Annotated in this window: 21 protein-coding genes; 12 read left to right on the top strand and 9 right to left on the bottom strand. The window is 72.9% G+C overall.

The features are described 5' to 3' along the window. The first annotated feature begins 30 nt into the window (after nt 1–30). From M8330_RS08910 to ettA, 5 genes are all read left to right on the top strand, one after another. Nucleotides 31–1,152: a PrsW family intramembrane metalloprotease gene (locus tag M8330_RS08910; protein ID WP_250827047.1), complete on the top strand. Its 1,122-nt coding sequence runs from the start codon at nt 31–33 to the stop codon at nt 1,150–1,152. Continuing rightward, nucleotides 1,149–2,894: a dynamin family protein gene (locus M8330_RS08905; protein ID WP_250053928.1), complete on the top strand. Its 1,746-nt coding sequence runs from the start codon at nt 1,149–1,151 to the stop codon at nt 2,892–2,894. The genes M8330_RS08910 and M8330_RS08905 overlap by 4 nt, the downstream gene beginning before the upstream one ends. An 87-nt stretch (nt 2,895–2,981) precedes the next feature. Continuing rightward, nucleotides 2,982–4,625 (top strand): GTPase, encoded by a 1,644-nt coding sequence (locus tag M8330_RS08900; RefSeq protein ID WP_250827046.1) that lies wholly within the window; start codon nt 2,982–2,984, stop codon nt 4,623–4,625. A 171-nt stretch (nt 4,626–4,796) separates the two neighbouring features. Continuing rightward, nucleotides 4,797–5,303: a single-stranded DNA-binding protein gene (locus M8330_RS08895; protein ID WP_250827045.1), complete on the top strand. Its 507-nt coding sequence runs from the start codon at nt 4,797–4,799 to the stop codon at nt 5,301–5,303. A 68-nt stretch (nt 5,304–5,371) separates the two neighbouring features. After that, entirely contained in the window at nt 5,372–7,054 is a 1,683-nt protein-coding gene (gene ettA, locus M8330_RS08890; RefSeq protein ID WP_250053922.1) for an energy-dependent translational throttle protein EttA, read from the top strand. An 86-nt stretch (nt 7,055–7,140) separates the two neighbouring features. On the opposite strand, the gene M8330_RS08885 is transcribed toward ettA, so the two are convergent. Both M8330_RS08885 and M8330_RS08880 read right to left on the bottom strand, forming a co-directional pair. After that, entirely contained in the window at nt 7,141–7,668 is a 528-nt protein-coding gene (locus M8330_RS08885) for a MarR family winged helix-turn-helix transcriptional regulator (protein WP_308195983.1), read from the bottom strand. A gap of 91 nt (nt 7,669–7,759) precedes the next feature. Continuing rightward, on the bottom strand, nt 7,760–8,974 hold the full coding sequence (locus tag M8330_RS08880) for an acetyl-CoA C-acetyltransferase (protein WP_250827044.1): 1,215 nt from the start codon (nt 8,972–8,974) through the stop codon (nt 7,760–7,762). A gap of 109 nt (nt 8,975–9,083) precedes the next feature. Between M8330_RS08880 and M8330_RS08875 the strand changes: the two genes are divergently transcribed. Continuing rightward, a complete protein-coding gene (locus M8330_RS08875; protein ID WP_250827043.1) occupies nt 9,084–9,986 on the top strand; it encodes an acyl-CoA thioesterase in 903 nt (300 codons plus the stop codon). 35 nt (nt 9,987–10,021) lie between these two features. On the opposite strand, the gene M8330_RS08870 is transcribed toward M8330_RS08875, so the two are convergent. The 3 genes from M8330_RS08870 to M8330_RS08860 form a co-directional block, all read right to left on the bottom strand. After that, nucleotides 10,022–10,582: an RNA polymerase sigma factor gene (locus tag M8330_RS08870; RefSeq protein WP_250053916.1), complete on the bottom strand. Its 561-nt coding sequence runs from the start codon at nt 10,580–10,582 to the stop codon at nt 10,022–10,024. Between the two features lie 9 nt (nt 10,583–10,591). Continuing rightward, nucleotides 10,592–11,587, bottom strand: a complete 996-nt coding sequence (locus M8330_RS08865) for a hypothetical protein (protein WP_250827042.1) — start codon at nt 11,585–11,587, stop codon at nt 10,592–10,594. A gap of 187 nt (nt 11,588–11,774) precedes the next feature. Further along, nucleotides 11,775–12,155, bottom strand: coding sequence for a globin (locus M8330_RS08860; protein WP_250053912.1), 381 nt, complete (start codon nt 12,153–12,155; stop codon nt 11,775–11,777). Between the two features lie 147 nt (nt 12,156–12,302). On the opposite strand from M8330_RS08860, the gene M8330_RS08855 reads away from it, so the two are divergent. Further along, nucleotides 12,303–12,728 (top strand): OsmC family peroxiredoxin, encoded by a 426-nt coding sequence (locus tag M8330_RS08855; RefSeq protein ID WP_250053910.1) that lies wholly within the window; start codon nt 12,303–12,305, stop codon nt 12,726–12,728. A gap of 70 nt (nt 12,729–12,798) precedes the next feature. Here M8330_RS08855 and M8330_RS08850 read toward each other — a convergent pair whose 3' ends face one another. Further along, nucleotides 12,799–13,839: a mechanosensitive ion channel family protein gene (locus M8330_RS08850; protein WP_250053908.1), complete on the bottom strand. Its 1,041-nt coding sequence runs from the start codon at nt 13,837–13,839 to the stop codon at nt 12,799–12,801. Nucleotides 13,840–13,989: 150 nt separating this feature from the next. On the opposite strand from M8330_RS08850, the gene M8330_RS08845 reads away from it, so the two are divergent. Next, on the top strand, nt 13,990–14,346 hold the full coding sequence (locus M8330_RS08845; protein WP_250053906.1) for a hypothetical protein: 357 nt from the start codon (nt 13,990–13,992) through the stop codon (nt 14,344–14,346). Then, nucleotides 14,333–14,737 (top strand): DUF5130 family protein, encoded by a 405-nt coding sequence (locus tag M8330_RS08840; RefSeq protein WP_250827041.1) that lies wholly within the window; start codon nt 14,333–14,335, stop codon nt 14,735–14,737. Before M8330_RS08845 ends, M8330_RS08840 begins: the two co-directional genes overlap by 14 nt. 111 nt (nt 14,738–14,848) lie before the next feature. Here M8330_RS08840 and pepN read toward each other — a convergent pair whose 3' ends face one another. Then, nucleotides 14,849–17,392: an aminopeptidase N gene (gene pepN, locus M8330_RS08835; protein WP_250827040.1), complete on the bottom strand. Its 2,544-nt coding sequence runs from the start codon at nt 17,390–17,392 to the stop codon at nt 14,849–14,851. Nucleotides 17,393–17,599: 207 nt separating this feature from the next. On the opposite strand from pepN, the gene M8330_RS08830 reads away from it, so the two are divergent. Both M8330_RS08830 and M8330_RS08825 read left to right on the top strand, forming a co-directional pair. Continuing rightward, nucleotides 17,600–19,339 (top strand): CHAP domain-containing protein, encoded by a 1,740-nt coding sequence (locus M8330_RS08830; RefSeq protein WP_250827039.1) that lies wholly within the window; start codon nt 17,600–17,602, stop codon nt 19,337–19,339. Nucleotides 19,340–19,421: 82 nt separating this feature from the next. Beyond that, entirely contained in the window at nt 19,422–20,057 is a 636-nt protein-coding gene (locus M8330_RS08825) for a mycothiol-dependent nitroreductase Rv2466c family protein (RefSeq protein WP_250827038.1), read from the top strand. 42 nt (nt 20,058–20,099) lie between these two features. Here the strand turns inward: M8330_RS08825 and M8330_RS08820 are convergent, their stop codons facing one another. Beyond that, entirely contained in the window at nt 20,100–21,440 is a 1,341-nt protein-coding gene (locus tag M8330_RS08820) for a DUF2254 domain-containing protein (protein ID WP_250827037.1), read from the bottom strand. Between the two features lie 72 nt (nt 21,441–21,512). Then, nucleotides 21,513–22,223, bottom strand: a complete 711-nt coding sequence (locus M8330_RS08815; protein WP_250827036.1) for a GOLPH3/VPS74 family protein — start codon at nt 22,221–22,223, stop codon at nt 21,513–21,515. A gap of 56 nt (nt 22,224–22,279) precedes the next feature. Here M8330_RS08815 and metG point away from each other — a divergent pair, with 56 nt between their 5' ends. Then, complete coding sequence (gene metG, locus M8330_RS08810; protein ID WP_250827035.1) at nt 22,280–24,073, top strand: methionine--tRNA ligase; 1,794 nt, start codon at nt 22,280–22,282, stop codon at nt 24,071–24,073. The last annotated feature ends 166 nt before the right edge of the window (nt 24,074–24,239 follow it).

The raw sequence follows: 24,239 nt of genomic DNA, 5'->3' as shown, positions 1-24,239 counted from the left end.
CCCGGGGTCGGTGCCCGATAGGGTGCTGCCATGCCCCGCCTGCGTCACGACGGAAGGGTGTTCACGCTGGTCGTGAGCATCCTGGTGGTCGTGAGCGCCCTGCCGGTGCTGCTGGTCGTGGCCCTGGCGGGTGCCCCCGGCACGGTGCTGCTGGCCACCGTGCTGGCGGCACTGCCCGTGGTGCCGGTGGTGATGGTCTTCCTCTGGCTCGACCGCTACGAGCCCGAGCCGCGCTCGCTGCTGCTCCTCGGCCTCGGCTGGGGCGCGGCGGTCGCGGTCGTGGCCGCGCTGCTGCTCCAGGGCATCGGCGGCCTCTTCCTCCCGGTCACGGACGCCGGCAGCCTCGCCGTGGTCGCCCCGGTGACCGAGGAGGCGGTCAAGGGCGCGTTCCTCGTGGCGCTGCTGTGGTGGCGCCGCGCGGAGCTGGACGGGCTGCTCGACGGCGTGGTCTACGCCGGCATGGTCGGCACCGGCTTCGCCTTCACCGAGAACATCCTCTACCTCGCCGCCGCCTACGACGGCACGGACGGGATGGGCCCCGGTGGCACGGTCGCGCTCACGTCCACGTTCGTGGTGCGCTGCCTGGCCAGCCCCTTCGCCCACCCCCTGTTCACCGCCTTCACGGGCATCGGGGTCGGCCTGGCGGTGACCTCGCGCCACGGGGTGGTCCGACTGGCCGCGCCGGTCGCGGGGTACCTGCTGGCCGTGCTCTGCCACGGTCTCTGGAACGCCTCGACGCTCGCCGGGCTCGGCGGCTTCGCCGTCGTGTACCTGGTGATCATGGCGCCCGCCCTGCTCCTGGTGGGTGCGCTCGCGTTCTGGGCGCGCACCTCCGAGCGGCAGATGCTCGGCCGTGCGCTCGGCGACGCCGCGGCCCGCGGGCTGCTGCCGGCCACCGACATCGGGTGGGTCGTCGACCTGCGCGCCCGTCGGCTGGCACGCCGCTACGCCCGCGAGACCGGCGGCAAGGAGGCCGAGGACCGCATGCGCGCCTACCAGCAGGCGGCCATCGAGCTCGGCTTCCTGCATCATCGCTACCTGCGCGGCACCGCGCCGGCAGACTTCGCCTCCCGCGGGGGCGCCTACGTCGCACGGATCGGCGCCGTGCGACCGTCCGTTCAGTTCCCAGGACAGGTGGTTCCGACCCGATGACAGCCAGGCTCGACGACGCCTCCGCGAACCCGGGGGGCCAGGACGCACAGATGCTGACGGCGCTCGTGCGGCTGCGCGGCGCCCTCCAGGAGGCAGCCCTGCCCCTGGACCTGCCCGGGACGGACGAGCTGCGCGCCTCGCGCCAGCAGATGCTCGACCAGCTCGAGGACTACGTGATCCCGCGGGTGATGACCCTCGACTCGCCCATGCTGGCGGTCGTGGGCGGCTCCACCGGCGCCGGCAAGTCCACGCTGGTCAACAGCCTCGTCGGCAAGCGGGTCACCACGCCGGGCCTGCTGCGGCCCACGACGCGCTCGCCCGTCCTCGTCCACCACCCCGACGACGCCCACTGGTTCGGCCAGGACCGTCTGCTGCCCGACCTCAAGCGCGTCGAGCACGCCACCGACGACCCCGACTCGCTCCAGCTCGTGGCCTCCGAGACCGTGCCGCAGGGCCTGGCGATCCTCGACGCGCCGGACGTCGACTCGGTCGAGGAGCGCAACCGCCAGCTCGCCGCCCAGCTGCTCGCGGCGGCGGACCTGTGGCTCTTCGTCACGTCCTCGGCCCGCTACGCCGACGCCGTGCCGTGGCAGTTCCTGCGCCAGGCCGCCGACCGCTCCACCGCCGTCGCGGTGGTGCTGGACCGCACGGCCGCCGAGGCCGTCCAGACCGTCTCCACCCACCTGGCCCGCATGCTGTCCAGCCGCGGGCTCAAGGACTGCCCGCTGTTCGTCGTCCACGAGGCGCCGGTCGACTCCGACGGGCTGCTGCCGCCCGGGCACGTCGGCGACATCCGCGGCTGGCTGGAGTCCCTCGCCGACGACACCGCGGCCCGCACGGCCGTGGTCAAGCAGACGCTGGACGGGGCGGTGCGCTCGATCGCCCACCACGTCCACCCCGTGGCCGACGCGGTGGTGCGGCAGGCCGAGGTGGCCTCCGGGCTGCGCGAGTCCAGCCGGCGCGCCTACGACCTCGCCCTCGCCGACACCCGCCGCGCGACCGCCGACGGCACCCTGATGCGCGGCGAGGTCCTCGCCCGCTGGCAGGAGTTCGTCGGCACCGGCGAGCTGCTCCGCTCCCTGGAGGACCGGGTGGGGCGCCTGCGCGACCGGCTGGTCAGCGCCGTCAAGGGCAAGCCGCAGCAGGCGGACCGCGTGGTCGTGGCCGTCGAGTCCGGCCTGGAGCTGCTCGTGCTGGAGCACGCCGAGGAGGCGGCCGAGCGGGCCGCCGAGGCGTGGCGCCAGCAGCCCGCCGGGCAGGAGCTCCTGTCCTCGGCGGACGCCGACCTCTCCCGGGCCTCCCGCGACCTGCGACGCCGTGCCGAGCAGGCCGTGCGCGAGTGGCAGACCGACGTGCTGGAGCTGGTCCGCGCCGAGGGCGCCGACCGGCGCACCACGGCCAAGTTCCTCGCCCTGGGCGTAAACGGCCTCGGCGTCGCGCTGATGGTCGTGGTGTTCTCCCAGACGGCCGGCGTCACCGGCGTGGAGGCAGGCATCGCCGGCGGGTCGGCCGCGCTCGGGCAGAAGCTGCTCGAGGCGGTCTTCGGCGACCAGGCCGTCCGCGGCCTCGCCACCCGGGCCCGCCAGCTGCTCGACGACCGGGTCGGTGACCTGTTCGCCGCCGAGGAGGCCCGCTACACCGCCCTGGTGGACGCGGTCTCCGTGGCTCCCGAGGCGGCCGTCGCCGTGCGGGAGGCCGTCCGGCGCGTCGACGACCTGCGGTTCGCGGCAAACCAGCCCTGAGCCCGTCCCGGACGGGGGAGGGCACGATCGGCACGGCGACCCCCTAGGGTGTCGCACAGCGAAGTCCAGTCACGTGAGTGGGAGAAGATGACGTCCTTGCTCGAGGGGGCCAAGCAGCTGCTGACCCGGGGTACCGACATCGGTGGGCGCATCGAGGCGCTCACCGAGGCCGCCGAGGCCGCGCGCGGGGTGGTCGACGACGAGGTCGTCGACTCCGCGCTGGAGGTCTGCGAGCGCGCCGCCGGAAGGCTGCGCCTGTCGGCCGGCCACACGGTCGTCGCCATCGCGGGAGCCACCGGCTCCGGCAAGTCCTCGACCTTCAACGCCCTCACCGGCCTGGAGCTGTCCGCGGTCGGCGTCCGCCGTCCGACCACCTCGTGGGCCACCGCCTGCGTGTGGGGCACCGAGGGTGCCGGCGAGCTGCTCGACTGGCTCGGCATCCCGCCCCGGCACCAGACCACCCGCGACTCGATGCTCGACACGCGGCGCGAGTCGCACGCGCTCGAGGGCGTCGTGCTGCTCGACCTGCCCGACCACGACTCCACCGAGGTCAGCCACCACCTCGAGGTCGACCGTCTCGTGGCGCTCTCGGACATGTTCGTGTGGGTGCTCGACCCGCAGAAGTACGCCGACGCCGCGATCCACGACCGCTACCTGGCCCCGCTGCGCACCCACGCCGAGGTCATGGTCGTGGCGCTGAACCACATCGACACCGTGCCCGAGGAGCGCCGCGAGTCGATGGTCGCCGACGTGCGCCGCCTCCTCGCGGACGACGGCCTGCCCGACGTCCCGGTCATCCCCGTGAGCGCCCGGCACGGCCAGGGTCTCGACGCGCTGCGAGCCGAGATCGAGCGTCGCGTCGCGGACAAGAAGTCCACCGTCGTGCGCTACGAGGCCGACATCGCCGCCGCGGCCACCCGCCTGCGCGAGGCGACCGGCACCGCCCCGTCCCGCGAGCTGCCGCCGGCCCGGGTCCAGGCGCTCGAGGAGGCCGTGGCCGAGGCCGCCGGCGTGCCCACGATCGTCGAGGGCGTGGAACGTGCCGCCCGGGTGCGGGCCACCCGCTCGACCGGCTGGCCGCTGGTCAGCTGGGTCTCGCGGCTGCGGGCGGACCCGGCCAAGAAGCTCGAGCTCGACCTGGGCGCCGCCGGCAAGCAGCTGCGCGGGTCCTCCAGCGCCGCCCCCGAGACGACCGCCGTCGAGCGGGCGCGCGTCGACCACGAGGTCCGTGCCCTGGTCGACGAGGTCTCCGCCGGGATGGGGCCGGGCTGGTCGGTCGCCGTGCGCGACGCGGCCACGCAGCGCCTCGGCCAGCTCGGTGACAGCCTGGACGCCGGCCTGGCCGGCGTGACCCTCAACGCGACCCGGCTGCCGGTCTGGGCGGGTGTCGTGGGCGTCCTCCAGTGGCTGCTGGTGCTGGCTGCGCTCGGCGGTGCGGGCTGGACGGTCGCGACCGCCGCCTCGGGCACCCTCGACGAGACCCCGCAGGTGCTCGGCATCGCGGTGCCGCTGGTCCTGCTCGCCGGTTCCCTGGTCCTGGGTCTGCTGCTGGGGCTGGTCTGTCGCGGCCTGGTCGGCGGCACCGCCCGCACCCGGGCGGCCAAGGCCGACGAGAACCTGCGCGGTGTCGTGCACGACACCGTCTCCACGCTGGTGGCCCAGCCGGTCTCCGAGGTGCTCGGTGCTCACCACCGCACCCGCAGCGGCGTCGACACCGTCCTCGGCGGCTGAGCAGGCGCTCCCTCCGACCCCTCGCCCGGGCCACCTGTCGTGCACAGGGGGCCCGGGCGACGTCGTTCTCCACCGCTCCCGCGGTGGCCCTCCCGCGGCTCGGCCGTGCGGCCGAGGCTGGTGGCACCCCGGAGGCGCACGGCCTCCGACCAGAGGGCCGAGGAGGACCCCATGCTCAACGACACCACCGTGACCCTGCAGGGCTGGCTGGGCAGCGGCGTGAGCCTGCGCCAGGCCGGCGAGACCCCCGTCGCCAGCTTCCGCGTCGCCGTGACCCCGCGCCGGCTGAACCGACGGACGGGGGAGTGGGGCGACGGCGAGACCCAGTGGTACACCGTCAGCGCCTGGCGCGGGCTCGCCGAGCGCTGCGCCGCGTCCCTGCGCAGCGGCGACCCCGTGATCGTGCACGGGCGCCTGACCACCAGCACGTGGACCACCAGCGCGGGCGCCGAGACCACCACGATGGAGGTCGACGCCTCCGTGGTCGGCCACGACCTGTCCTGGGGCACCACCGTGTTCTCCCGGGCGGCCTCGGCCAAGGACGAGGCGCTCGCCGCCACGCAGGCGCGGCACGGGGTGGACGACGTCGCCGACCCGGACCTGGAGGGGCCGGACGTCGAGGACCTCGAGCGTGACCCCTTCACCGCCACCGAGCGCGTCCCTCAGCCCGTCGGCTGAGCGGAGGGCGACCGGGGTCCCCGAGCCGTTGCGGCGTCCCGAGGGGGGAGCGACTAGGCTCGGGGACCATGGCGGAATATGTCTTCACCCTGCGCAACGTGCGGAAGGCCCACGGCGACAAGGTGGTGCTCGACAACGTCACCCTCTCGTTCCTGCACGGGGCGAAGATCGGTGTCGTGGGCCCGAACGGCACCGGCAAGTCGAGCCTTCTGAAGATCATGGCGGGCCTCGACCAGGCCAACAACGGTGACGCGATCCGGGACCCCGAGGCCACGGTCGGGATGCTCCAGCAGGAGCCCCCGCTGACCGAGGGCGCGACGGTGCTGGAGAACGTCCAGGAGGCCGTCGGCGAGATCAAGGCCAAGATGGACCGGTTCAACGAGATCGGTGAGCTCATGGGCGAGCCCGACGCGGACTTCGACGCCCTCATGGCCGAGATGGGCGACCTCCAGACCGACCTGGACAACGCCAACGCGTGGGACCTCGACTCCCGCCTGGACCAGGCGATGGACGCCCTGCGCTGCCCGCCGCCGGACGCGGTCGTGGACAACCTCTCCGGTGGTGAGCGCCGCCGCGTGGCCCTGTGCAAGCTGCTGCTCCAGCAGCCCGACCTCCTGCTGCTCGACGAGCCCACCAACCACCTGGACGCCGAGTCCGTGCAGTGGCTCGAGGGCCACCTGAAGAACTACCCGGGCGCCGTCCTGGCCATCACCCACGACCGGTACTTCCTGGACAACGTCGCCGAGTGGATCCTCGAGCTGGACCGCGGCAAGGCGCACCCCTACGAGGGCAACTACTCCACCTACCTGGAGACCAAGAAGGAGCGCCTCAAGATCGAGGGGCAGAAGGACGCCAAGCGCGCCAAGATGCTCGAGAAGGAGCTGGAGTGGGTCCGCTCCAACGCCAAGGCGCGCCAGACCAAGTCCAAGTCCCGCCTGGCCCGCTACGAGGAGATGGCGGCCGAGGCCGACCGCGCCCGCAAGATCGACACCGCCGACATCAACATCCCGCCGGGCCCGCGGCTCGGTGACGTGGTGCTGGAGGCCAAGGGCCTGGTCAAGGGCTTCGAGGGCCGTCGGCTCTGGAACGACATCTCGTTCACGCTGCCCCGCGCCGGCATCGTCGGCGTCGTCGGCCCCAACGGCGTCGGCAAGACCACGCTGTTCCGCATGATCACCGGCAACGAGACCCCCGACGAGGGCGACCTCACCGTCGGCCAGACCGTGAAGCTGTCCTACGTGGACCAGAGCCGCGGCGGCATCGACCCGGACAAGAACGTCTGGGAGGTCGTCTCCGACGGCCTGGACTTCATCAAGGTCGCCAACTTCGAGATGAACAGCCGCGCCTACGTGGCCTCGTTCGGCTTCAAGGGCCCGGACCAGCAGAAGAAGGCCGGCGTGCTCTCCGGTGGCGAGCGCAACCGCCTGAACCTCGCGCTGACCCTGAAGCAGGGCGGCAACGTGCTCCTGCTCGACGAGCCCACCAACGACCTGGACGTCGAGACCCTGTCCTCCCTGGAGGACGCGCTGCTCGACTTCCCGGGCTGCGCCGTCGTGACCTCCCACGACCGGTGGTTCCTCGACCGCATCGCCACCCACATCCTCGCCTGGGAGGGCACCGAGGAGGATGAGGGTGCCTGGTTCTGGTTCGAGGGCAACTTCGCCTCCTACGAGGAGAACAAGATCGAGCGCCTGGGCATCGACGCGGCCCGCCCGCACCGCGTCACCCACCGTCGCCTCACCCGCGACTGATCAGCCCGGAACCGGCTGGACGACGAGGCCCCCGCAGGCAGCGCCTGCGGGGGCCTCGTGCTGCTCGCCCGGACGGGCGAGCGACGTCAGTCGCACTCCTGGCGGATCTCCCGCTCGGGGTGGGCGTGGATGAGCGCGTCCGAGACCGCGTCGAAGACCCGTCCCACCGCAGCGAGGTCGCCCGCGTCGACGAGGTCCACGAGGTGCTCGCGCACCCCGGTGACGTGTGTGGGTGCCGCGGCGCGCAGACGCTCCCAGCCCTCGTCGGTCATCACCGCCACGATGCCGCGGCCGTCCTCGGGGGAGGTGGTGCGGCGCACGAGGCCGGACTTCTCCATCCGGGAGATGGTGTGCGTGACCCGGCTGCGGGAGTGCGCGAGCGCGTCGGCCAGCCGCGCCATCCGCATCTGCCCGTCGGACTCCGAGAGACGGACCATGATCTCGTACTCCGGGAGGGAGAGACCGTGCTCGCGCAGCTCGTCGTCCAGCTGGTCCAGCAGCAGCTGCATGCCGAGCATCAGGGCTCGCCAGGAGCGCTGCTGGCCGTGGTCCAGCCAGCGCGTCTCGGGGCGCGGCACCAGGCGCAGGGCGGGCGGTTCTGCCGAGGTGGTCACCGGGCGATCCTAGTCCGACGGGCGTCCCGTCGGGCTCCGGCGCCCGGGCCGGCGCGCGGGACCTCCGTCACCGTCGTCCCCCGCCCTGCGCTCAGGAGAGCCGCTCCAGGACGAGGGCCATGCCCTGGCCGCCGCCCACGCACATGGTGATGAGGCCGGTGGACTTGTCGTGCCAGTCGAGGCTGTTGAGCATCGTGGCCTGGAGCCGCGCGCCGGTCATGCCGAAGGGGTGGCCGACGGCGATGGCCCCGCCGTTGACGTTGAGCCGGTCCAGGTCGATGCCCAGGTCCTGGTAGCTGGGCACCACCTGCGCGGCGAACGCCTCGTTGATCTCGACCAGGTCGATGTCGTCGATGGTCATGCCGGCGTGCCGCAGGGCCTGCCGGGTGGCCTCGACCGGGCCGAGGCCCATGATCTCGGGGGAGAGGCCCGAGACGCCGGTGGAGACGATCCTGGCCAGCGGGGTCAGACCGAGCTCGGCCGCACGGGTGTCGGACATGACGACGACCGCGGCCGCGCCGTCGTTGAGCGCGCAGCAGTTGCCGGCGGTGACCACGCCGTCGGGCCGGAACACGGGCTTGAGCTGGCTGACCGCCTCGTAGGTGACGCCGGCGCGGGGGCCGTCGTCGGTGGAGACGACGGTGCCGTCGGGGAGCGTGACCGGGGTGATCTCGCGGGCCCAGAAGCCGTCGGCGAGGGCCTTCTCGGCCAGGTTCTGGCTGCGGACGCCGAACTCGTCGAGCTCGCGCCGGTCCAGGCCGCGCAGCCGCGCCACGTTCTCCGCCGTCTGCCCCATGGCGATGTAGACGTCGGGGAGCAGACCGTCCTCCCGCGGGTCGTGCCAGTCGACGCCACAGGCGGCGGTCGCCTCCGTGCGCGCCCGCGCCTCGGCGAAGGCCGGGTTGTAGGTGGCCGGGTCGTCGCTGGTGCCGTGGGCGAAGCGCGAGACGGTCTCCACACCTGCGGAGACGAACACGTCGCCCTCGCCGGCCTTGATGGCGTGCAGGGCCATGCGGGTGGTCTGCACCGAGGAGGAGCAGTAGCGGGTCACGGTGGCGCCGGGCACGTCGTCCAGGCCCAGCTGCACCGCCACGACGCGGCCCATGTTGTGGCCGGACTCGGCGCCGGGCAGACCGCAGCCGAGCAGCAGGTCGTCGATCGTGTGCGGGTCGAGCGCGGGAACCTTGTCCAGGGCGGCCTGGACGGCGGTGGCCGCGAGGTCGTCCGGACGGACGCCCGCGAGGGAGCCCTTCCCGGCGCGGCCGATCGGGGTGCGGGACGCGGCGACGATGACGGCCTCGGGCATGGGGGATCTCCTGACGCGGGGTGGTGACGGGCGCGCGACGTGGCGCGGTGTGGGCCACGTTACTCCCCGGTAGGGGCGGTCGCGCGGGGCACGTGGCAGCATGCCGTGCGTGCGTCACGTCTACGAGTGCCCGCTGCGGTGGGCCGACCTCGACCTGCTCGGTCACGTCAACAACGTCGTCTACGTGGACTACCTCCAGGAGGCCCGCGTCGACCTCATGCGGCGCTACGGCGTCCGCCCGGGGGAGGCGGGCACCGCCGAGGCGCTGGTGGTGGTCCGCCACGACCTCCAGTTCCTGGCCCCGCTGCTGTACCGCCTCGCCCCGGTGACGATCGAGGTCTGGGTGGAGGAGGTCCGCGCCGCGTCCTTCACCCTGGGCTACGAGATCTTCGACGCCCACGCGGACGGGACACGCACGGTCTACCTGCGGGCCACCACCGTGCTCTCCCCGTTCCGCTTCGACGCCGAGCGGCCGCGTCGCCTCACCGCCGAGGAGAAGGAGGGCCTCCAGCCCTACCTGGAGCCCGTGCTGGGCGTGCCCGGCGGCGCCCTCGAGCGCACCCGCTGGACGCCGACCGTGCACCTGGAGAGCGGACGGGTCGACCTGCACGTCCGGTTCAGCGACGTCGACGTCTACGGCCACGTCAACAACGTCAAGTACGTCGAGTACCTCCAGGAGGCCCGGATCGCCGTGCTCGCCGGGCTCTGGGGCGGCGACCTGGACCGGGCCGGCGAGACCCAGGTCGTCGTGGCGAGGCTCGACGTGGACTACCGGGTGCCGATGGTGCACCGCGACGGCACCTACGACGCCTGGTCCTGGATCAGCCGGGTGGGCCGCACCTCGGTGATCGTCGAGACCGAGTTCACCGACGGGGACGTCGTGTGCGCCCGGGCCCGCTGCGTGCTGGTCTTCTTCGACCCCGCGACCCAGGGCTCGTCGGAGCCGACCGAGGCACAGCGCGCGCCGCTCGTGGCGCTGCACGAGGAGGCCGTCGCCGCGCTCGGAGGCTGACCGGCGGGCCCCGCCGGGACTCGCCGGGGTGCGGCTCAGGCAGGGCGGACGACGGCGGGGGCGGCGCGCAGCTTGCGCAGGCCGCGGTGCCGCGCGACGCGCACGGCGGTGCTGCTGATCCCCAGCGCCTGGGAGGTGCCGGCCGTGTCGAGGCCCAGGACCTCCATGCAGGTGAGCACCTCACGCTCCCGGTCGGGGAGGTGGCGCAGCACCGAGAGGGCCCAGTCCAGGTCGGCGGACGCCGGCTCGGGCCCCGGGGCGGGTGCCTGCTCCGGCACCTCGTCGGTGGGCGTCGTCTGACGCCGCTGGCCACGCCGGTGGACGTTGAGGCCGACCCGGCGGGCCACACCGAACAGCCAGCCGGCGAAGTCGTCGTCGTCCCCGTGGAAGTCGCTGATGCTGCGCGCGGCCGTCAGCCAGGCGTCGGCCGCGATGTCCTCGGCCGCGACGGCGGCGTCCCCCGTGGGACGGCTCGCCAGCCACACCACCAGTCGCCCGTGGTGACGGCGGTAGAGCTCACGCCACGCCGACGGGTCACCGGCGGCGGCCTGGTCGACGAGCGTCCTCTCCCGTCGTTCCCCCCGAGTGATGGTCACGTGCGTCGATCACCGGCCCACGGCGGAGGAGGACGCGGCGGAGCCGCTGTTGCCCTTGCCCTTGCCGTTGGACTTGCCGTTGCCGTTGCCGTTGCTGTTCGAGCCGCCGTTGCCGTTCGAGGCGCCCTTGCCGTTGGACTTGCCGCCCTTGTCCTTGCCGCCGGCCTGCGAGCCACCGTTCCCGTTCCCGTTGCCGTTCCCGCCGTTGCCGTCCCCCCCGGCGTGGGAGCCGCTGTTGCCCTTGCCCTTTGCCTTGCCGTTGGCCTTCCCGCTCCCGTTCCCGTTCCCGTTGCCGGTCGTCTCCTCGGGGGCGGTGCCCGCACCGCTGCCCTCGGAGGAGTCCCGGGAGTCGGTCGAGCCCTTGCCGCCGGCGTTGCTCCCGACGGAGACGCTGCCGCTGTTGCCCCCGGCGTTGCCGTTCGCGTTGGCGTGCGCGGAGCCCTGCCCACCGGCGTTGCTCGACCCGGCCGAGGAGGGGACGGAGGTCGCCGGGCCGGCGCCCTGGCCACGGTCCTGGCCCTGGTTGGTGCTCCTGGTGCCCTGGTCCTGGTCGCGCGTGCCCTGACCGCGGTCGGTCGCGGTGGTGGCCGCGGCGTCGGCGGCAGAGGCGCTCGGCGAGCTCGACCCGGTGGCGTCGGAGCTGCTGGCGGCGGCCTCGGGGGAGGAGGACTCCTCCGCCGACGGGCTCACGGAGTCGCTGGCGGACGCGCTGGGCGAGGTGGTGGCCGCCGCGGTGGAGGAGATGACGTCGTCGGCAGGCATGAGGTCGCTCGGCCCGGGCACGCCCGGCACGGCCGCGCCGACCCAGGCCAGGCCGGAGACCACGGCCGCGGTGCCCGCCACGACCAGCCCGGTGCGCCAGCCGGCCGCGACCGCGCGGGTCGTGGGCGTGCTCTCACGCGCCAGCTCGGCCAGGTGCGTGACGAACCAGTCGTCGGGCTCACGCCTGGGGGCGTGGACGTGCAGCGGGCCACGCTCGGCGGAGCGGCGGTCGTGTGGGGGCATCTGGGGGAGACTCCATCTGGGGGTGACGGGGTGAGGTGTCGGCGCTCACCTGTCACCAGCAACGGCGTGCGTTACATGCTTCGAGGATCTTCACAGAACTTCACAGCACGTTCCCGCGGGGCACCGAGCCGAAACGGGTCGGTGTCGGTGGTCCAGCCCAAGGCGTGGGGCGCCTCGGGCGTGCGGGTCAGTCCGGAGAGTTCACCATGAACTGGGCCGCGTGCTGGGCGTAACCCCAGAACTGCTCGTCCTGCTCGGGGGTCAGGTCGACGCTGTCGAGACCGGCGCGGAAGTGGGTGAGCCACCGGTCGCGCGCGTCGGGGTTCACCCGGTACGGCGCGTGCCGCATCCGCAGGCGCGGGTGCCCGCGGGCCTCGGAGTAGGACGAGGGTCCGCCCCAGTACTGCATGAGGAACAGGGCGAGCCGCTCCTCGGCCGGGCCCAGGTCCTCCTCCGGGTACATCGGGCGCAGCACCTCGTCCTCGGCGATGCCCTCGTAGAACCGCGCGACGACCGTGCGGATCGTCGGCTCCCCACCGATCTCGTCGTAGAACGTCACGCCCGTCATTGTGCCGGGTGCCTGCGCGCGGCCCGGTGCCCGGTGCCCGGTCCGGGGGAGGACGCGCCACCGCGTGCGTGGTTGGCTGGGCACCGTCCGCCCGCCGAGGCGCTCGCGCCCGGCGCAGCCCCGATCTCACCGCACAGGAGAAGAATCATGCCCACCACCCGTCTCGCCACCACCACCTGGAGCGGCAGCCTCGCCGAGGGCAAGGGCTCCGTGGAGATGAAGTCCTCCGGCATCGGCACCTTCGACGTGTCGTGGCCCTCGCGGGCCGAGCAGCCCAACGGCCTCACCAGCCCCGAGGAGCTCATCGCCGCGGCCCACTCGAGCTGCTTCTCGATGGCGCTGTCCGCCGCGCTGTCCAAGGCCGGCACCCCGCCGACCACCCTCGAGACCTCCGCCGAGGTCGAGCTGACCCCCGGCACCGGCATCACCGGCATCGCGCTGACGGTCGTCGGCACCGTCGAGGGCATCTCCGCGGAGGACTTCGTGGCCGCCGCCGAGGGCGCCAAGGCCGGCTGCCCGGTCTCCCAGGCCCTGGCCGGCACCACCATCACGCTGCAGGCCTCGCTGGCCTGAGCCGCGTCGCGGACGACGACGGCCGCCGACCCCTCCCGGGGCGGCGGCCGTCGTGCGTCCGGAGTGGTGGTCAGTCGGTGCTGCCGGCACGCTCCTCGGCCGCGCGGGCCTCCGCCACGTCGCGGGTCTCGTCGTTGCGGTGCCACACCACGCGCTGCGCGAAGGGGATCTCGATGCCCTCCGCGTCGAACCGGGCCTTGATCCGCTGTCGCAGCTCGCGGGCGATCGTCCAGTTCTGCAGCGGGGCGGTCTTCACCATGAGGCGCAGGTCGATCGAGTCGGCGCCCAGGCCCTCGACGCCCGTCACCTCGGGCTCCTCGATCATCAGGTCGCGGAAGTCGGGGTCGGCGTAGAGGTCGGCGCCGACCTCGCGCAGGACCTCGAGGGACCGGTCGATGTCGGAGTCGTAGGCCACGCCCACGTTGATGACGGCGCGCGACCAGTTCTGCGAGAGGTTGCCGACGCGCAGGATCTCGCCGTTGGGGACGTACCAGACGGTGCCGTCGAGCGAGCGCAGGCGGGTGACGCGCAGCGTGACCGCCTCGATCGTGCCGGTGGCCTCCCCGACGTCCACCACGTCGCCGACGCCGAACTGGTCCTCGAAGATCATGAAGATGCCGGAGAAGAAGTCCTTGACCAGCGACTGGGCGCCGAAGCCGACCGCGACGCCCACGATGCCGGCCGAGGCGATGATCGGGGCGATGTTCACGCCGATCTCGCTGAGCACCATGGTGCCGACGACGGCGATGAGGATGCCGGTGACGATCGACTTCAGCAGCGAGCCCATGGTCTGCGCCCGCTGCACCCGGCGGGTCGCGGTGGCCGCGTCGCGGGCCTGCGCCTGCTGGGCGGCCTTGCCGAAGGAGAACCGGGAGACGCGGTCGGGCAGCACGCCGTCCTCGGCCCGGGCCACGACCCGGTCCACGAGCCGGTGCAGCAGCCACCGGACCAGGAAGCCGAGGAGGAGGAGGACGAGCACGGACAGCGGCTTGCCGACCAGCCAGTCGGCCACGGTGCCGGCGGTCTGGTTGCCGGTGGTGTCGGTGACCCACTGACAGACGGCCGCGTCGTCCGCGCACGTGAGGTTCTGGAGTGCTGCGAGATGAAGCATGGGCCCCAGTAAACAGACGTCGGGCCGTGGAGCCGAACCACCCGGGTGTCAGCCGTGACACAGGCCCCGGGCGGTGGCTGTGAGAGGGGTGTCACGGCCCACGTGAACCGGTGTGCGGGCCGTGGGCGCGCTGTCGGTATCCTTCTCCGCGTGACTGCGCTGACCACTCTCGCCCGCCGCGCGGCGGCCGTCCTCGCCGTCCTCGGCGTGGCCGCCACCGGCGCGATCGCCCTCGCTGCCCCGGCCTCCGCCGAGGTGCCCGTCGGCTGGTCCGACCCGGACCCGGTGGACCCGCTGCACTTCTTCCTCGTGGTCGCGGGCGTGCCGCTCGTGCTGGCCCTGGTGATCGTGGCTCTGACCTTCGGCCCCGCGCTCGCTCGCGGTGAGCGGGTGCTGCCCGGCTCGCGCAACCCCGAGCACGAGTGGCTGGGTGGCCCGGACGGCTCGCCCGCCGCCCTGACCACGAAGTCCGACGACGAGGCCGGCGGCACCAGTGCCCGCTGGTGACATCTCGTTCTCCTCGTCCAAGCGCGCCGACCTCGAGGGGGCGATCCGCGCCGCCGAGACGCTGAGCCGCGTCGAGTTCTCCGTCTTCGTCGGTGACACCCCCGAGGACACGGCCGCCTACGCGCGGCGCCTGCACGGCGGCCTGGCGGCCCCGGCCCGCAGCGTCCTGATCATGATCGACGGCAACCGCCGCGCCCTGGAGATCGTGGCCGGCTCCTACGTGCGCCGGACCCTCACCGACGCCGAGCTCGAGATCGCCACGATCCAGCTCAGCACGGACCTGGCCGCGGGCGACGTGCACGGCGGCCTCAAGCGCTGCATCGGCCTGCTGGCCGAGCACGCCCGCCCGCAGCGTGTCCTGCACGCCGACGAGGAGCCGGTCGAGGCCTGACCCTGGCCCGCCCCGACAGCATCCGGCGGCACCCCGACAGCACGAGGCCCCCGCGACCATCGGTCGCGGGGGCCTCGTCGTCCCGGGGGCGGACCCCCGGGACGGCGGCGCTCAGGCCCGGGCGTCCCGCTCCTGCGCGGCCAGGGCCCGCTGGACGTCGGCCAGGCCCTCGCGCACGTAGCGCTGGGCCGGCGTCGGCGCGCTGGTGGTGGCCAGCCAGGACTCGACCCGCTCGGCCAGGGCCGGGGAGGCGAGCACGGTCGGGAAGGCGTAGTTCAGCGCCACCGACGCCCGGTGGGTGCCGAGGGTCTCCCAGGCCACCTCGGCGGCCTCGAGGTACTTCTCGACGTAGGGCGCGAGGACGTCGTCCTGCCCCGCGCGCATGATCGCGAGGACGATGGAGCGGGCGGTCTCGTTGGGCGTGGAGGCGTCCTCCATGCCCGCGCGCCAGGCCTCGGCCTTGGCGTCGGCGTCCGGCTGGGCGGCCCGGGCGGCGGCGGCGTGCTCCTGGCCCGAGATGGTGGCGTCCGTGCCCAGCTCGTCGTCGATCCGGCTGCCGGCCCGGCCGGCGCCGGCCAGGGCCGTCACCAGCGACCAGCGCAGGTCCTGGTCGACCGCGAGGCCCTCGATGGTGGACGTGCCGTCCAGGAGCGCCTCGAGCGCGGCCAGGGACTCCTCGCCGTGCGCGGCCGAGGCCCACGTGCGGACGAACGTCAGCTGGCTGTCCGAGCCCGGCTCGGCGGCCAGGGCGAGCTCCCGCATGCCGGCCTCCCACCGGGCCCGCAGCTCCGCGCGGTGCTCCGGGGCGGAGTACAGCGCGGCGGCGGTGGCGGCCGTCGAGGGGATGCGGCTGACGCCCCAGGCGTCGGTCTCCTCGCCGATGTTGGCCAGCACGAGCGCGACGTAGTCGGACGCAGCCATCTCGGCGTCCCGCGTCATGTCCCAGGCGGCGCCCCAGACGAGGGCGCGGGCGAGGGAGTCGTCCAGCTTCGAGAGGCCGGAGATCGCGGTGGCGAGCGAGCGCTCGTCGAGCCGGATCTTGGCGTAGGTGTGGTCGGAGTCGTTGAGCAGCAGCAGGTCGGGCTGCTTCTCGCCGACCAGCTCGGCGATCTCGGTCAGCTCACCCTCGACGTCGGTCTCGACGTAGGAGCGGCGCACGATGCGTCCGTCGACCTCGTCGTAGAGGCCCACACCGATGCGGTGGCGGCGCAGGGTGGGGTAGTCGGGGTGCGCGCTCTGGCGGACGGCGAGCCGGCTGTACGCGCCGTCGGCGTCGAGCTCGAACTCCGGGGTCAGCGTGTTGACGCCGGAGGTCTGGAGCCACTCGGCGGCCCAGCCGGAGAGCTCGCGGCCCGAGGCCTTCTCCAGGGCGGAGAGCAGGTCGGTGAACTCGGAGTTCCCGAAGGCGTGGTCCTTGAAGTACTGGCGCAGGCCGGCCATGAAGTCGTCGATGCCGACCCAGGCGACGAGCTGCTTGAGCACCGACGCGCCCTTGGCGTAGGTGATCATGTCGAAGTTGACCTCGACGGCGTGCAGGTCGAAGTTGTCCGCCGCGATGGGGTGCGTGGAGGGCAGCTGGTCCTGGCGGTAGCCGGTCTGCTTGCGCGCGTTGGCGAAGCCGGTCCAGGAGTCGGTGTACTCGGTGGCCTCGACCTCGGCGTGGTAGCAGGCCCACTCCGCGAAGGACTCGTTGAGCCAGAGGTCGTCCCACCACTTCATGGTCACGAGGTCGCCGAACCACATGTGGGCCATCTCGTGCAGGATCACCGAGCAGCGGAACTCGTAGAACGAGCGCGGCTGTCGCGAGCGGGGCAGGTACTCGTCGCGCAGGGTCACGCAGCCCGCGTTCTCCATCGCGCCCATGTTGTACTCCGGCACGTAGAGCTGGTCGTACTTGCCGAACGGGTAGGGGTAGTCGAAGGCCTCCTCGAAGAAGGCGAACCCCTGACGGGTGAGCTTCACCAGCTCGTCGGTGTCGAGGTAGGGCACCAGCGACTGACGGCAGTAGTGGCCGAGCGGGATGGTGCCGTGCTTGCCCTCGTAGACGTCCTGCACCTCGTGGTACTCACCGGCGACGAGCGCGGTGATGTAGGTGGACATCCGCTGGGTCGGCTCGAAGGCGAACAGGGCCTTGCCGTCGCCGAGGGGCTGCGGGGCGGGGGAGGGGGAGTTGGAGACGACCTTCCAGTCCTCCGGCGCGGTCACGTTGAACGAGAAGACCGACTTCAGGTCGGGCTGCTCGAAGGTGGTGAACACGCGGCGGGCGTCCGGCACCTCGAACTGGGAGTAGAGGTAGACGCGGCCGTCGGCGGGATCGACGAAGCGGTGCAGGCCCTCGCCCGTGTGGGAGTAGGCGCAGTCGGCGCGGACCACGAGCTCGTTCTCGGCGGCCAGGCCGGGCAGCGCGATGCGGCTGTCGGCGTAGGCGGTGCTCGGGTCGAGCTCCTCCCCGTTCAGGGTGATCTCGTGGACGACGGCGCCGACCAGGTCCGCGAACGTCTGCTCGCCGGGGGTCGCGGCGGTGAAGCGGATGGTGGTCGTGGACGCGAAGGTCTTGTCGCCCGTCGTGAGGTCCAGGTCGATGGTGTACGACGTGACGTCCAGGAGGGCGGCGCGGGTGGCGGCCTCGTCCCGGGTCAGGTTGGTTCCAGGCATGCGGCGATCCTCTCACTGCCTGTCCACGGGGTGGACGGGCAGGTGACCTGAACAACCTGCGTGCTGGGCCGCCGCCCGAGAACCCGTCCCCGGCGTGACTCGTGGGGCAGTTGTACTGTCCCGGGGCCGGGTGTGGCCGATGTGGCCAATGTGAAATTTCTTCGGGATTCGGCGTGTCGGTGCTTGACTTCGGGTTTCATACTCCCCGTGCTCCCCCCTGATCGACGCCCGTCGCCCCCTCGACCGGCCCTCCTCGCGAGCCTGCTCGCCCTCCTCCTGGGCCTCGCCGGCCTGGCCGCGGTCCCCAGCGCGTCCGCCGCGAGCTCGACCTACCTGTGCACCGGGTACGTGGCGTGCTCCAAGGCCGGCTACCCCTCGGGCGGCTACCGCACCGAGGGCTCCAAGATGTGGTGGCGCATGTACGCGGGCCACAACTGCACCAACTACGTCGCCTACCGGCTGGTGAAGTCGGGCGCCTCCAGCGAGCGGCCGTGGTCGGGCAGCGGCAACGCCACCAACTGGGGCGTCGCGCTCTCCGGCCTCGTCGACCAGACGCCCCGCGTCGGTGCCGTGGCCTGGTACAAGGCCAACGGCGGCTGGGCGGGCTCCTCCGGCCACGTGGCCTACGTCGAGGAGGTCGTCTCCGCGACCCAGATCCTCGTCTCCGAGGACAACTGGGGCGGGGACTTCGACTGGCGCGTGGTCACCAAGGGCACCAACGGCTGGCCCGACGGGTTCATCCACGTCAACGACACGCCCCTCGAGGTGGTCTCCGAGCCCGTCGTCAGCGGTGACGTCGCCGTCGGCGAGACCCTCAGCGTCGACCCCGGCAGCTACGCCGAGGACGCCGACGTGAGCGTCCGGTGGTTCGCGGCCGGCACCCGCATCAAGGGGGCCACCGCTCTCACCTTCACCCCCACCGTGGCGCAGTGGAAGAAGCGGCTCTCCGTGCGCGTCGTCGCCAAGGCCACCGGCTACGCGCGCACCGTCATCGACACCGACCGCACGCACGGCGTGCGACGCGGCACCATCGAGGTCACCACCGACCCGGTGGTCACCGGCACCGCCCAGGTCGACCAGGTGCTCACCACGAGCCTCGGCCGCTACAGCCCGGCCGCGGCGGCGACCAAGATCGCCTGGTACGCCGACGGCACCCGCGTGCGCGGCGAGAGCGGCCGCACGCTCACCGTGACCCCCGACCTGGTCGACACCCGGATCACCGCGAAGGTCGCCGCCAGCACGGAGGCCTACAAGGTGCAGCGCGCCACCACGTCCGAGACCAAGGACGTCGCGCCCGGCGTCATCCGCCTCGACGACCCGTTCGGCCTCGACGGTCGCGCGGAGCTGGGCGACGCGCTCACGGTCGCCCCCGGCACCGTGTCGTGGCCCACCGACGCCGACGTCAGCTACGAGTGGCTGCGCGGCCAGACCACCTCCAACGCGCGCTCGGCGAGCAGCACCGACGGCTCGGGGGTCAGCGAGGACTCGCTGACCTACACCCTCGGCACCCGAGACGTCGGCAAGCAGGTCGGCGTGCGGGTCACGGTCTCGCGACCCGGCTACACGACGGAGGAGTTCGTGCTGCGCTCGGGCTCGCTGACCACCACGAGCTCGGTGCTCGACCTCGACGCCACCCCGCGCGTGCGCACCCGGGAGGTCAGGGTCAAGGGCACCCAGCGCACCCGGACCGTGGTCAACCGCAAGGTCGTCGTGAACGCGGGCGTCGAGGCGCCCGGCCGCAAGGTCGTCAACGGGGCCGTCCGCGCCACGCTGACGCTGGCCGACGGCACCCAGCAGGTCGTGGAGGGCACCCTCGAGGACGGCACGGTGCGCCTGGTGCTCACGAACGTGCCGCGCGGCAAGCAGAAGATCCGGGTCGACTACCTCGGCACGAAGATCGTCGAGGCCAGCGCCGCCAAGGTGACGGTGCGGGTGCCCCGACGCTGAGCGCCCCGACGCCGAGCTCCCTCCCGGGGCGCCCCGTCCAGCAGGCAGGAATAGGACGGGGCGCCGCCGGCTTGGCACCGGCATGAGCACCGACGCCGCCACGACCGAGCAGACCCCCGACAAGGCCGACTTCTGGTTCGACCCCCTGTGCCCGTTCGCCTGGATCTCCTCGCGGTGGATCCTCGAGGTCGAGAAGGTCCGCGACGTCGAGGTCGAGTGGCACATCATGAGCCTCGCCTACCTCAACCAGGACAAGGACATCCCCGAGGACTACCGGACGATGCTCGAGGGCGCCTGGGGCCCGGTGCGGATCGCGATGAAGGTCTCCCAGGACCACGGCCAGGAGAAGCTCGCCGAGCTGTACACGGCGATGGGCACCCGCATCCACAACGAGAAGCGGGGCTGGAAGGACGACGAGGTGCTGCTCGAGGCGCTGGAGGCCGTCGGCCTGCCCGCCGAGTACCTCGCCGCCAAGGACGACGACTCCCTGGACGCCGCCATCGCGACCAGCCACCACGAGGGCATGGACCAGGTCGGCACCGAGGTGGGCACGCCCACGATCGCCGTCAACGGCACCGCGTTCTTCGGCCCGGTCATGAGCGCGATCCCCAAGGGCGAGCAGGCCGGCACCGTGTGGGACGGCGCCGTGGCCATGGCCTCGTTCCCGCACTTCTACGAGCTCAAGCGCACCCGCACCGGGGACCTCGACTTCAGCTGAGCAGCCCCTTGATCGTGGGCCTGGCCCGGGGGCGGGGCGTGGTCAGCCGAGCGACCTGATTGCGGCGGCCTTGGCCGCGATCACCTCGGCGTGCGCCGGCGTCGCGACGGCGCCGAGCGACTCCAGCATCCGCGCCAGCCTGCGGGGGACCTGGACGTCCTCGGCGCCGTAGTGGGCGATCTCGTCGACGGCGAGGTCGAGGAACCCGGCGAACCCGGGCTCCCGGGTGACGACCCGCGGCACGCCCTCGTCGTCGGCGTGCACGGGCAGCGGGTCGTCGACCACCGCGAGGAGGCGCAGCAGCTCGTGCAGCCGGTCGAGGGTCTGGACGGCGGTGGTCGGGTCGTTGACGCCGGGGGAGAGGGCCTTCTCGGCGATGTCGACGAGCCGGCGGAAGCCGAACGCGACGTCCTGCTCCAGGGTCCGCTCCGGCTCGACGACCAGGTGCGCGCAGACGGTCTCCTCCAGCTCCGACCGGGCGTCGTCGGTGCTCGCGCCGTCGGCGTGCACGAGCGCGACCGGGTCGCCCTCGACGACGAACGTGCCCAGCGGGTGCAGCACCTCGACGAGGACGTCGGCCTCGGCCGCGCACCGCACCAGCTCGGCGAGCAGCACGCCGTCCAGGTAGCCCGTGGTGCTGCCCGCGACGACGAGCTGGTGCCGCCCCTGGCGGGCCTCGCGCAGCACGGCGTCCAGGTCGTCGTCCGCCCCGGCGGCCGGGGCCTCGTCCGCCCGTGCGCCGCGCTGGCGCGCGCGGGTCGAGAGGCTCTCCTCGAGCAGCGCACGGGTGCTGTGCGTCGTCTCCTCGAGCACCCGGTCCACGCCGACGGCCCCGGTGATGTGGTTGATGAAGCCCAGGAACATCGCCAGCGCCGCGACCACCCAGGCGTAGGCCAGGGTCACCGCGACCTGGGGGACGTCCCCGGCGCCCGACCCCTCGATGGAGCGCAGCACGGTCAGGGCGTAGACGAACGACCCGGCGAACAGTCCGAGGGTGTGCTGGGTGACCCGGTCCTCCAGGAAGGTGCGCAGCACCCGCGGCGAGTACTGGCTGGAGGCCAGCTGCAGCACCACCATGGTGTTGGAGAAGACCAGGCCCGTCACCGAGATCATCGCGCCGGCGATGGTGGAGAGCACCGACCGGGCGCCCTCGACGTCGCCGGGGAACAGCCACGGGATCGCCGCCTCGGTGCGCAGCGCCCCGATCTCGGGGGCCGCCAGGCCCAGCGCGATCGCCAGGACCGTCCAGAGCGTGGGGACCACCCAGAACGGACGCAGCAGGCGCCGCAGCAGGTGGCGTCCGCGACCGGGCAGACGACGCGACGGCGGCGGGGTGACGGGGGCGACGCCGGTGCGCGGCCGGCCGCTCGTGGGAGTGCTCACTCCCCGTCCTCTACCGGGTGAGGGGAGCCGAGCGGCACACCTGACCGGTCGGGTCGGAGAGCCCGAGGGCCGTCAGGAGCCGCTGGCAGCAGCGGCACCGCCGCTCGCGGCAGCGGTCGCCATCATGGCGACGATGACGGCCGTGGTGGCCTCCGTGGCCGCGGCCGTCACCGCCGCGGCGGGCCAGCCGCCGTCACCGAGCCGGTCCGCGACGGCCTTCGCCCGGCGCTTGACCTCGCGGTCGCCCACGCCGTCGGCGTGGACGACGCGGTGGACGTGCCCGACCGCGTGGAGCAGGGCCACGAGCGCCGCCGTGCGCAGGTCCGGGTCGGCATCGTCGAGCAGCGTCGCGCGCAGGGCGGCCCGCAGCTCCCGCTCGTGCCGGCCGTCGGCCTCGGGCCAGCGGGTGCGCGGGAACAGCCACAGCACCTTCTCGTCCACCTGCTCGACGAGGCCGCGCGCGACCAGACGGTCGGCCAGGGCGCCGCGGGCGTCCTTGCCGAGCCGCGTCACCGCGTCCTTCGGCGAGCGCGGCTTCTCCGCCACCCGCGCGAGGGCCGCGGCGAGCAGCCCGTCCTCCGGGGCCGGGACGCCGTCCAGGGGCACGACCACCTGTCCACGCCACATGCCCTCGCGCTCGGCGAGGTCGACGTGGCCACCCAGTGCGAGGTCGACCATCAGCGCCCCGCCCAGCCCCAGGTCAGGTGCGTAGCCGGACGGGACGGTGCCCCGGTCGACGTCGAGCAGAAGCAGGAGCAGGTCCTCCGAGACGAGTGCGCTCATGCCCGGCACGGTAGCCGGAAGGTAAAGGACCGGTGGTGGCACCTAGGATCATCCGCATGAGCAGAGTCCTGTCCGCAGTCGCCTGGCCGTACGCCAACGGCCCGCGCCACATCGGCCACGTGGCCGGTTTCGGCGTGCCCTCCGACGTCTTCAGCCGGTACATGCGGATGGCCGGTCACGACGTGCTCATGGTCTCCGGCTCCGACGAGCACGGGACGCCGATCCTCATCGCCGCGGACGAGGCCGGCCTGACCCCGCAGCAGCTGGCGGACCAGAACCACCGCGTCATCGCGGAGGACCTGGCCGCGCTCGGCTGCAGCTACGACCTCTACACCCGGACGACCACGCGCAACCACCACGCCGTCGTCCAGGAGATGTTCACGGGCGTCTACGAGAACGGGTACTTCGTCGAGCAGACGACCTACGGCGCGATCTCCCCGTCGACCGGGCGCACGCTGCCCGACCGCTACATCGAGGGCACCTGCCCGATCTGCAAGACCCCGGGCGCCCGCGGCGACCAGTGCGACGCCTGCGGCAACCAGCTCGACCCGGCCGACCTCATCGACCCCGTCTCCAAGATCAACGGCGAGACGCCGGAGTTCATCGAGACCCAGCACTTCTTCCTCGACCTGCCGGCCCTGGCCGAGGCGCTGACCGCGTGGCTGGACGAGCGGGCCGAGACCGGTCTGTGGCGGCCCAACGTCATCCGGTTCAGCCAGAACATCCTCAAGGAGATCCGTCCGCGCGCCATGACGCGCGACATCGACTGGGGCATCGCGGTGCCGCTGGACGGCTGGCGGGAGAACCCGACCAAGAAGCTGTACGTCTGGTTCGACGCGGTGATCGGCTACCTCTCGGCGTCGATCGAGTGGGCCCGTCGCACCGGGGACGCCGACGCCTGGCGCGCCTGGTGGAACGACCCCGAGGCCCTGTCCTACTACTTCATGGGCAAGGACAACATCACGTTCCACAGCCAGATCTGGCCGGCCGAGCTGCTGGCCTACTCGGGCAAGGGCGACAAGGGCGGCACCGAGCACTCCCTCGGCACGCTCAACCTGCCGACCGAGGTGGTCTCGAGCGAGTTCCTCACGATGGAGGGCAGGAAGTTCTCCTCGTCCAAGAAGATCGTCATCTACGTCCGCGACCTGCTCAGCCGCTACCAGCCGGACGCCTTCCGCTACTTCGTCGCCTCCGCGGGCCCGGAGAACCAGGACTCCGACTTCACCTGGTCGGAGTTCGTCCGTCGCACCAACGACGAGCTCGTGGCCGGCTGGGGCAACCTGGTCAACCGCACCGCGAACCTGATCGCCAAGAACTTCGGCGAGATCCCGGCCGCCGGCCAGCTCCAGCCCGAGGACGAGGCCGTGCTCGCCGCCGCCGAGGCCGCGTTCGGCACGGTCGGCGACCTCATCTCCCGGCACCGGCAGAAGGCCGCGATCGGCGAGGCCATGCGCGCGGTCGGCGAGGTGAACAAGTACGTCTCCGACCTCGAGCCCTGGAAGATGAAGGGCGAGGACCAGCGCGAGCGCCTGGGCACCGTGCTGCACGTGGTCGCCCAGTGCGTGGCCGACCTCAACCTCGTGCTCAGCCCGTTCCTGCCGTTCAGCGCCAACGACGTCGACAAGGCGCTCGGTGGCACCGGCGAGATCGCCCCGATGCCGCAGATCGTGGATGCCGACGACCTCGACGGTGGCGACGGCTACCCGATCATCACCGGCGACTACACGACCGCGCCGTCATGGCAGCGGCACCCGATCACCGTCGGGCTGCCCGTCGCCAAGCCGACCCCCGTCTTCCGCAAGCTCGACACCGCGGTGGTCGAGGAGGAGCTGGAGCGGCTCGGCGGCTGAGGCCCGCGATAGTCCGTGACGTTCTGCAGGCGACACGCCGCTTGGGTTCATGCGGTGGTCGCAACACCTAGCCCTGGAGGGGTGTATGGGTGTCGGAGGCCGGCCGCGGGTACGGCGGAGCGTCGAGAGAGCTTTCTGGGAGCTGGTTCCTGAGCATCGGTCCTGG

Origin of the sequence: Nocardioides bruguierae (assembly GCF_023656415.1) — a bacterium.
Classification (GTDB): domain Bacteria; phylum Actinomycetota; class Actinomycetes; order Propionibacteriales; family Nocardioidaceae; genus Nocardioides; species Nocardioides bruguierae.
This window is presented reverse-complemented; position numbering and strand designations above follow the sequence as displayed.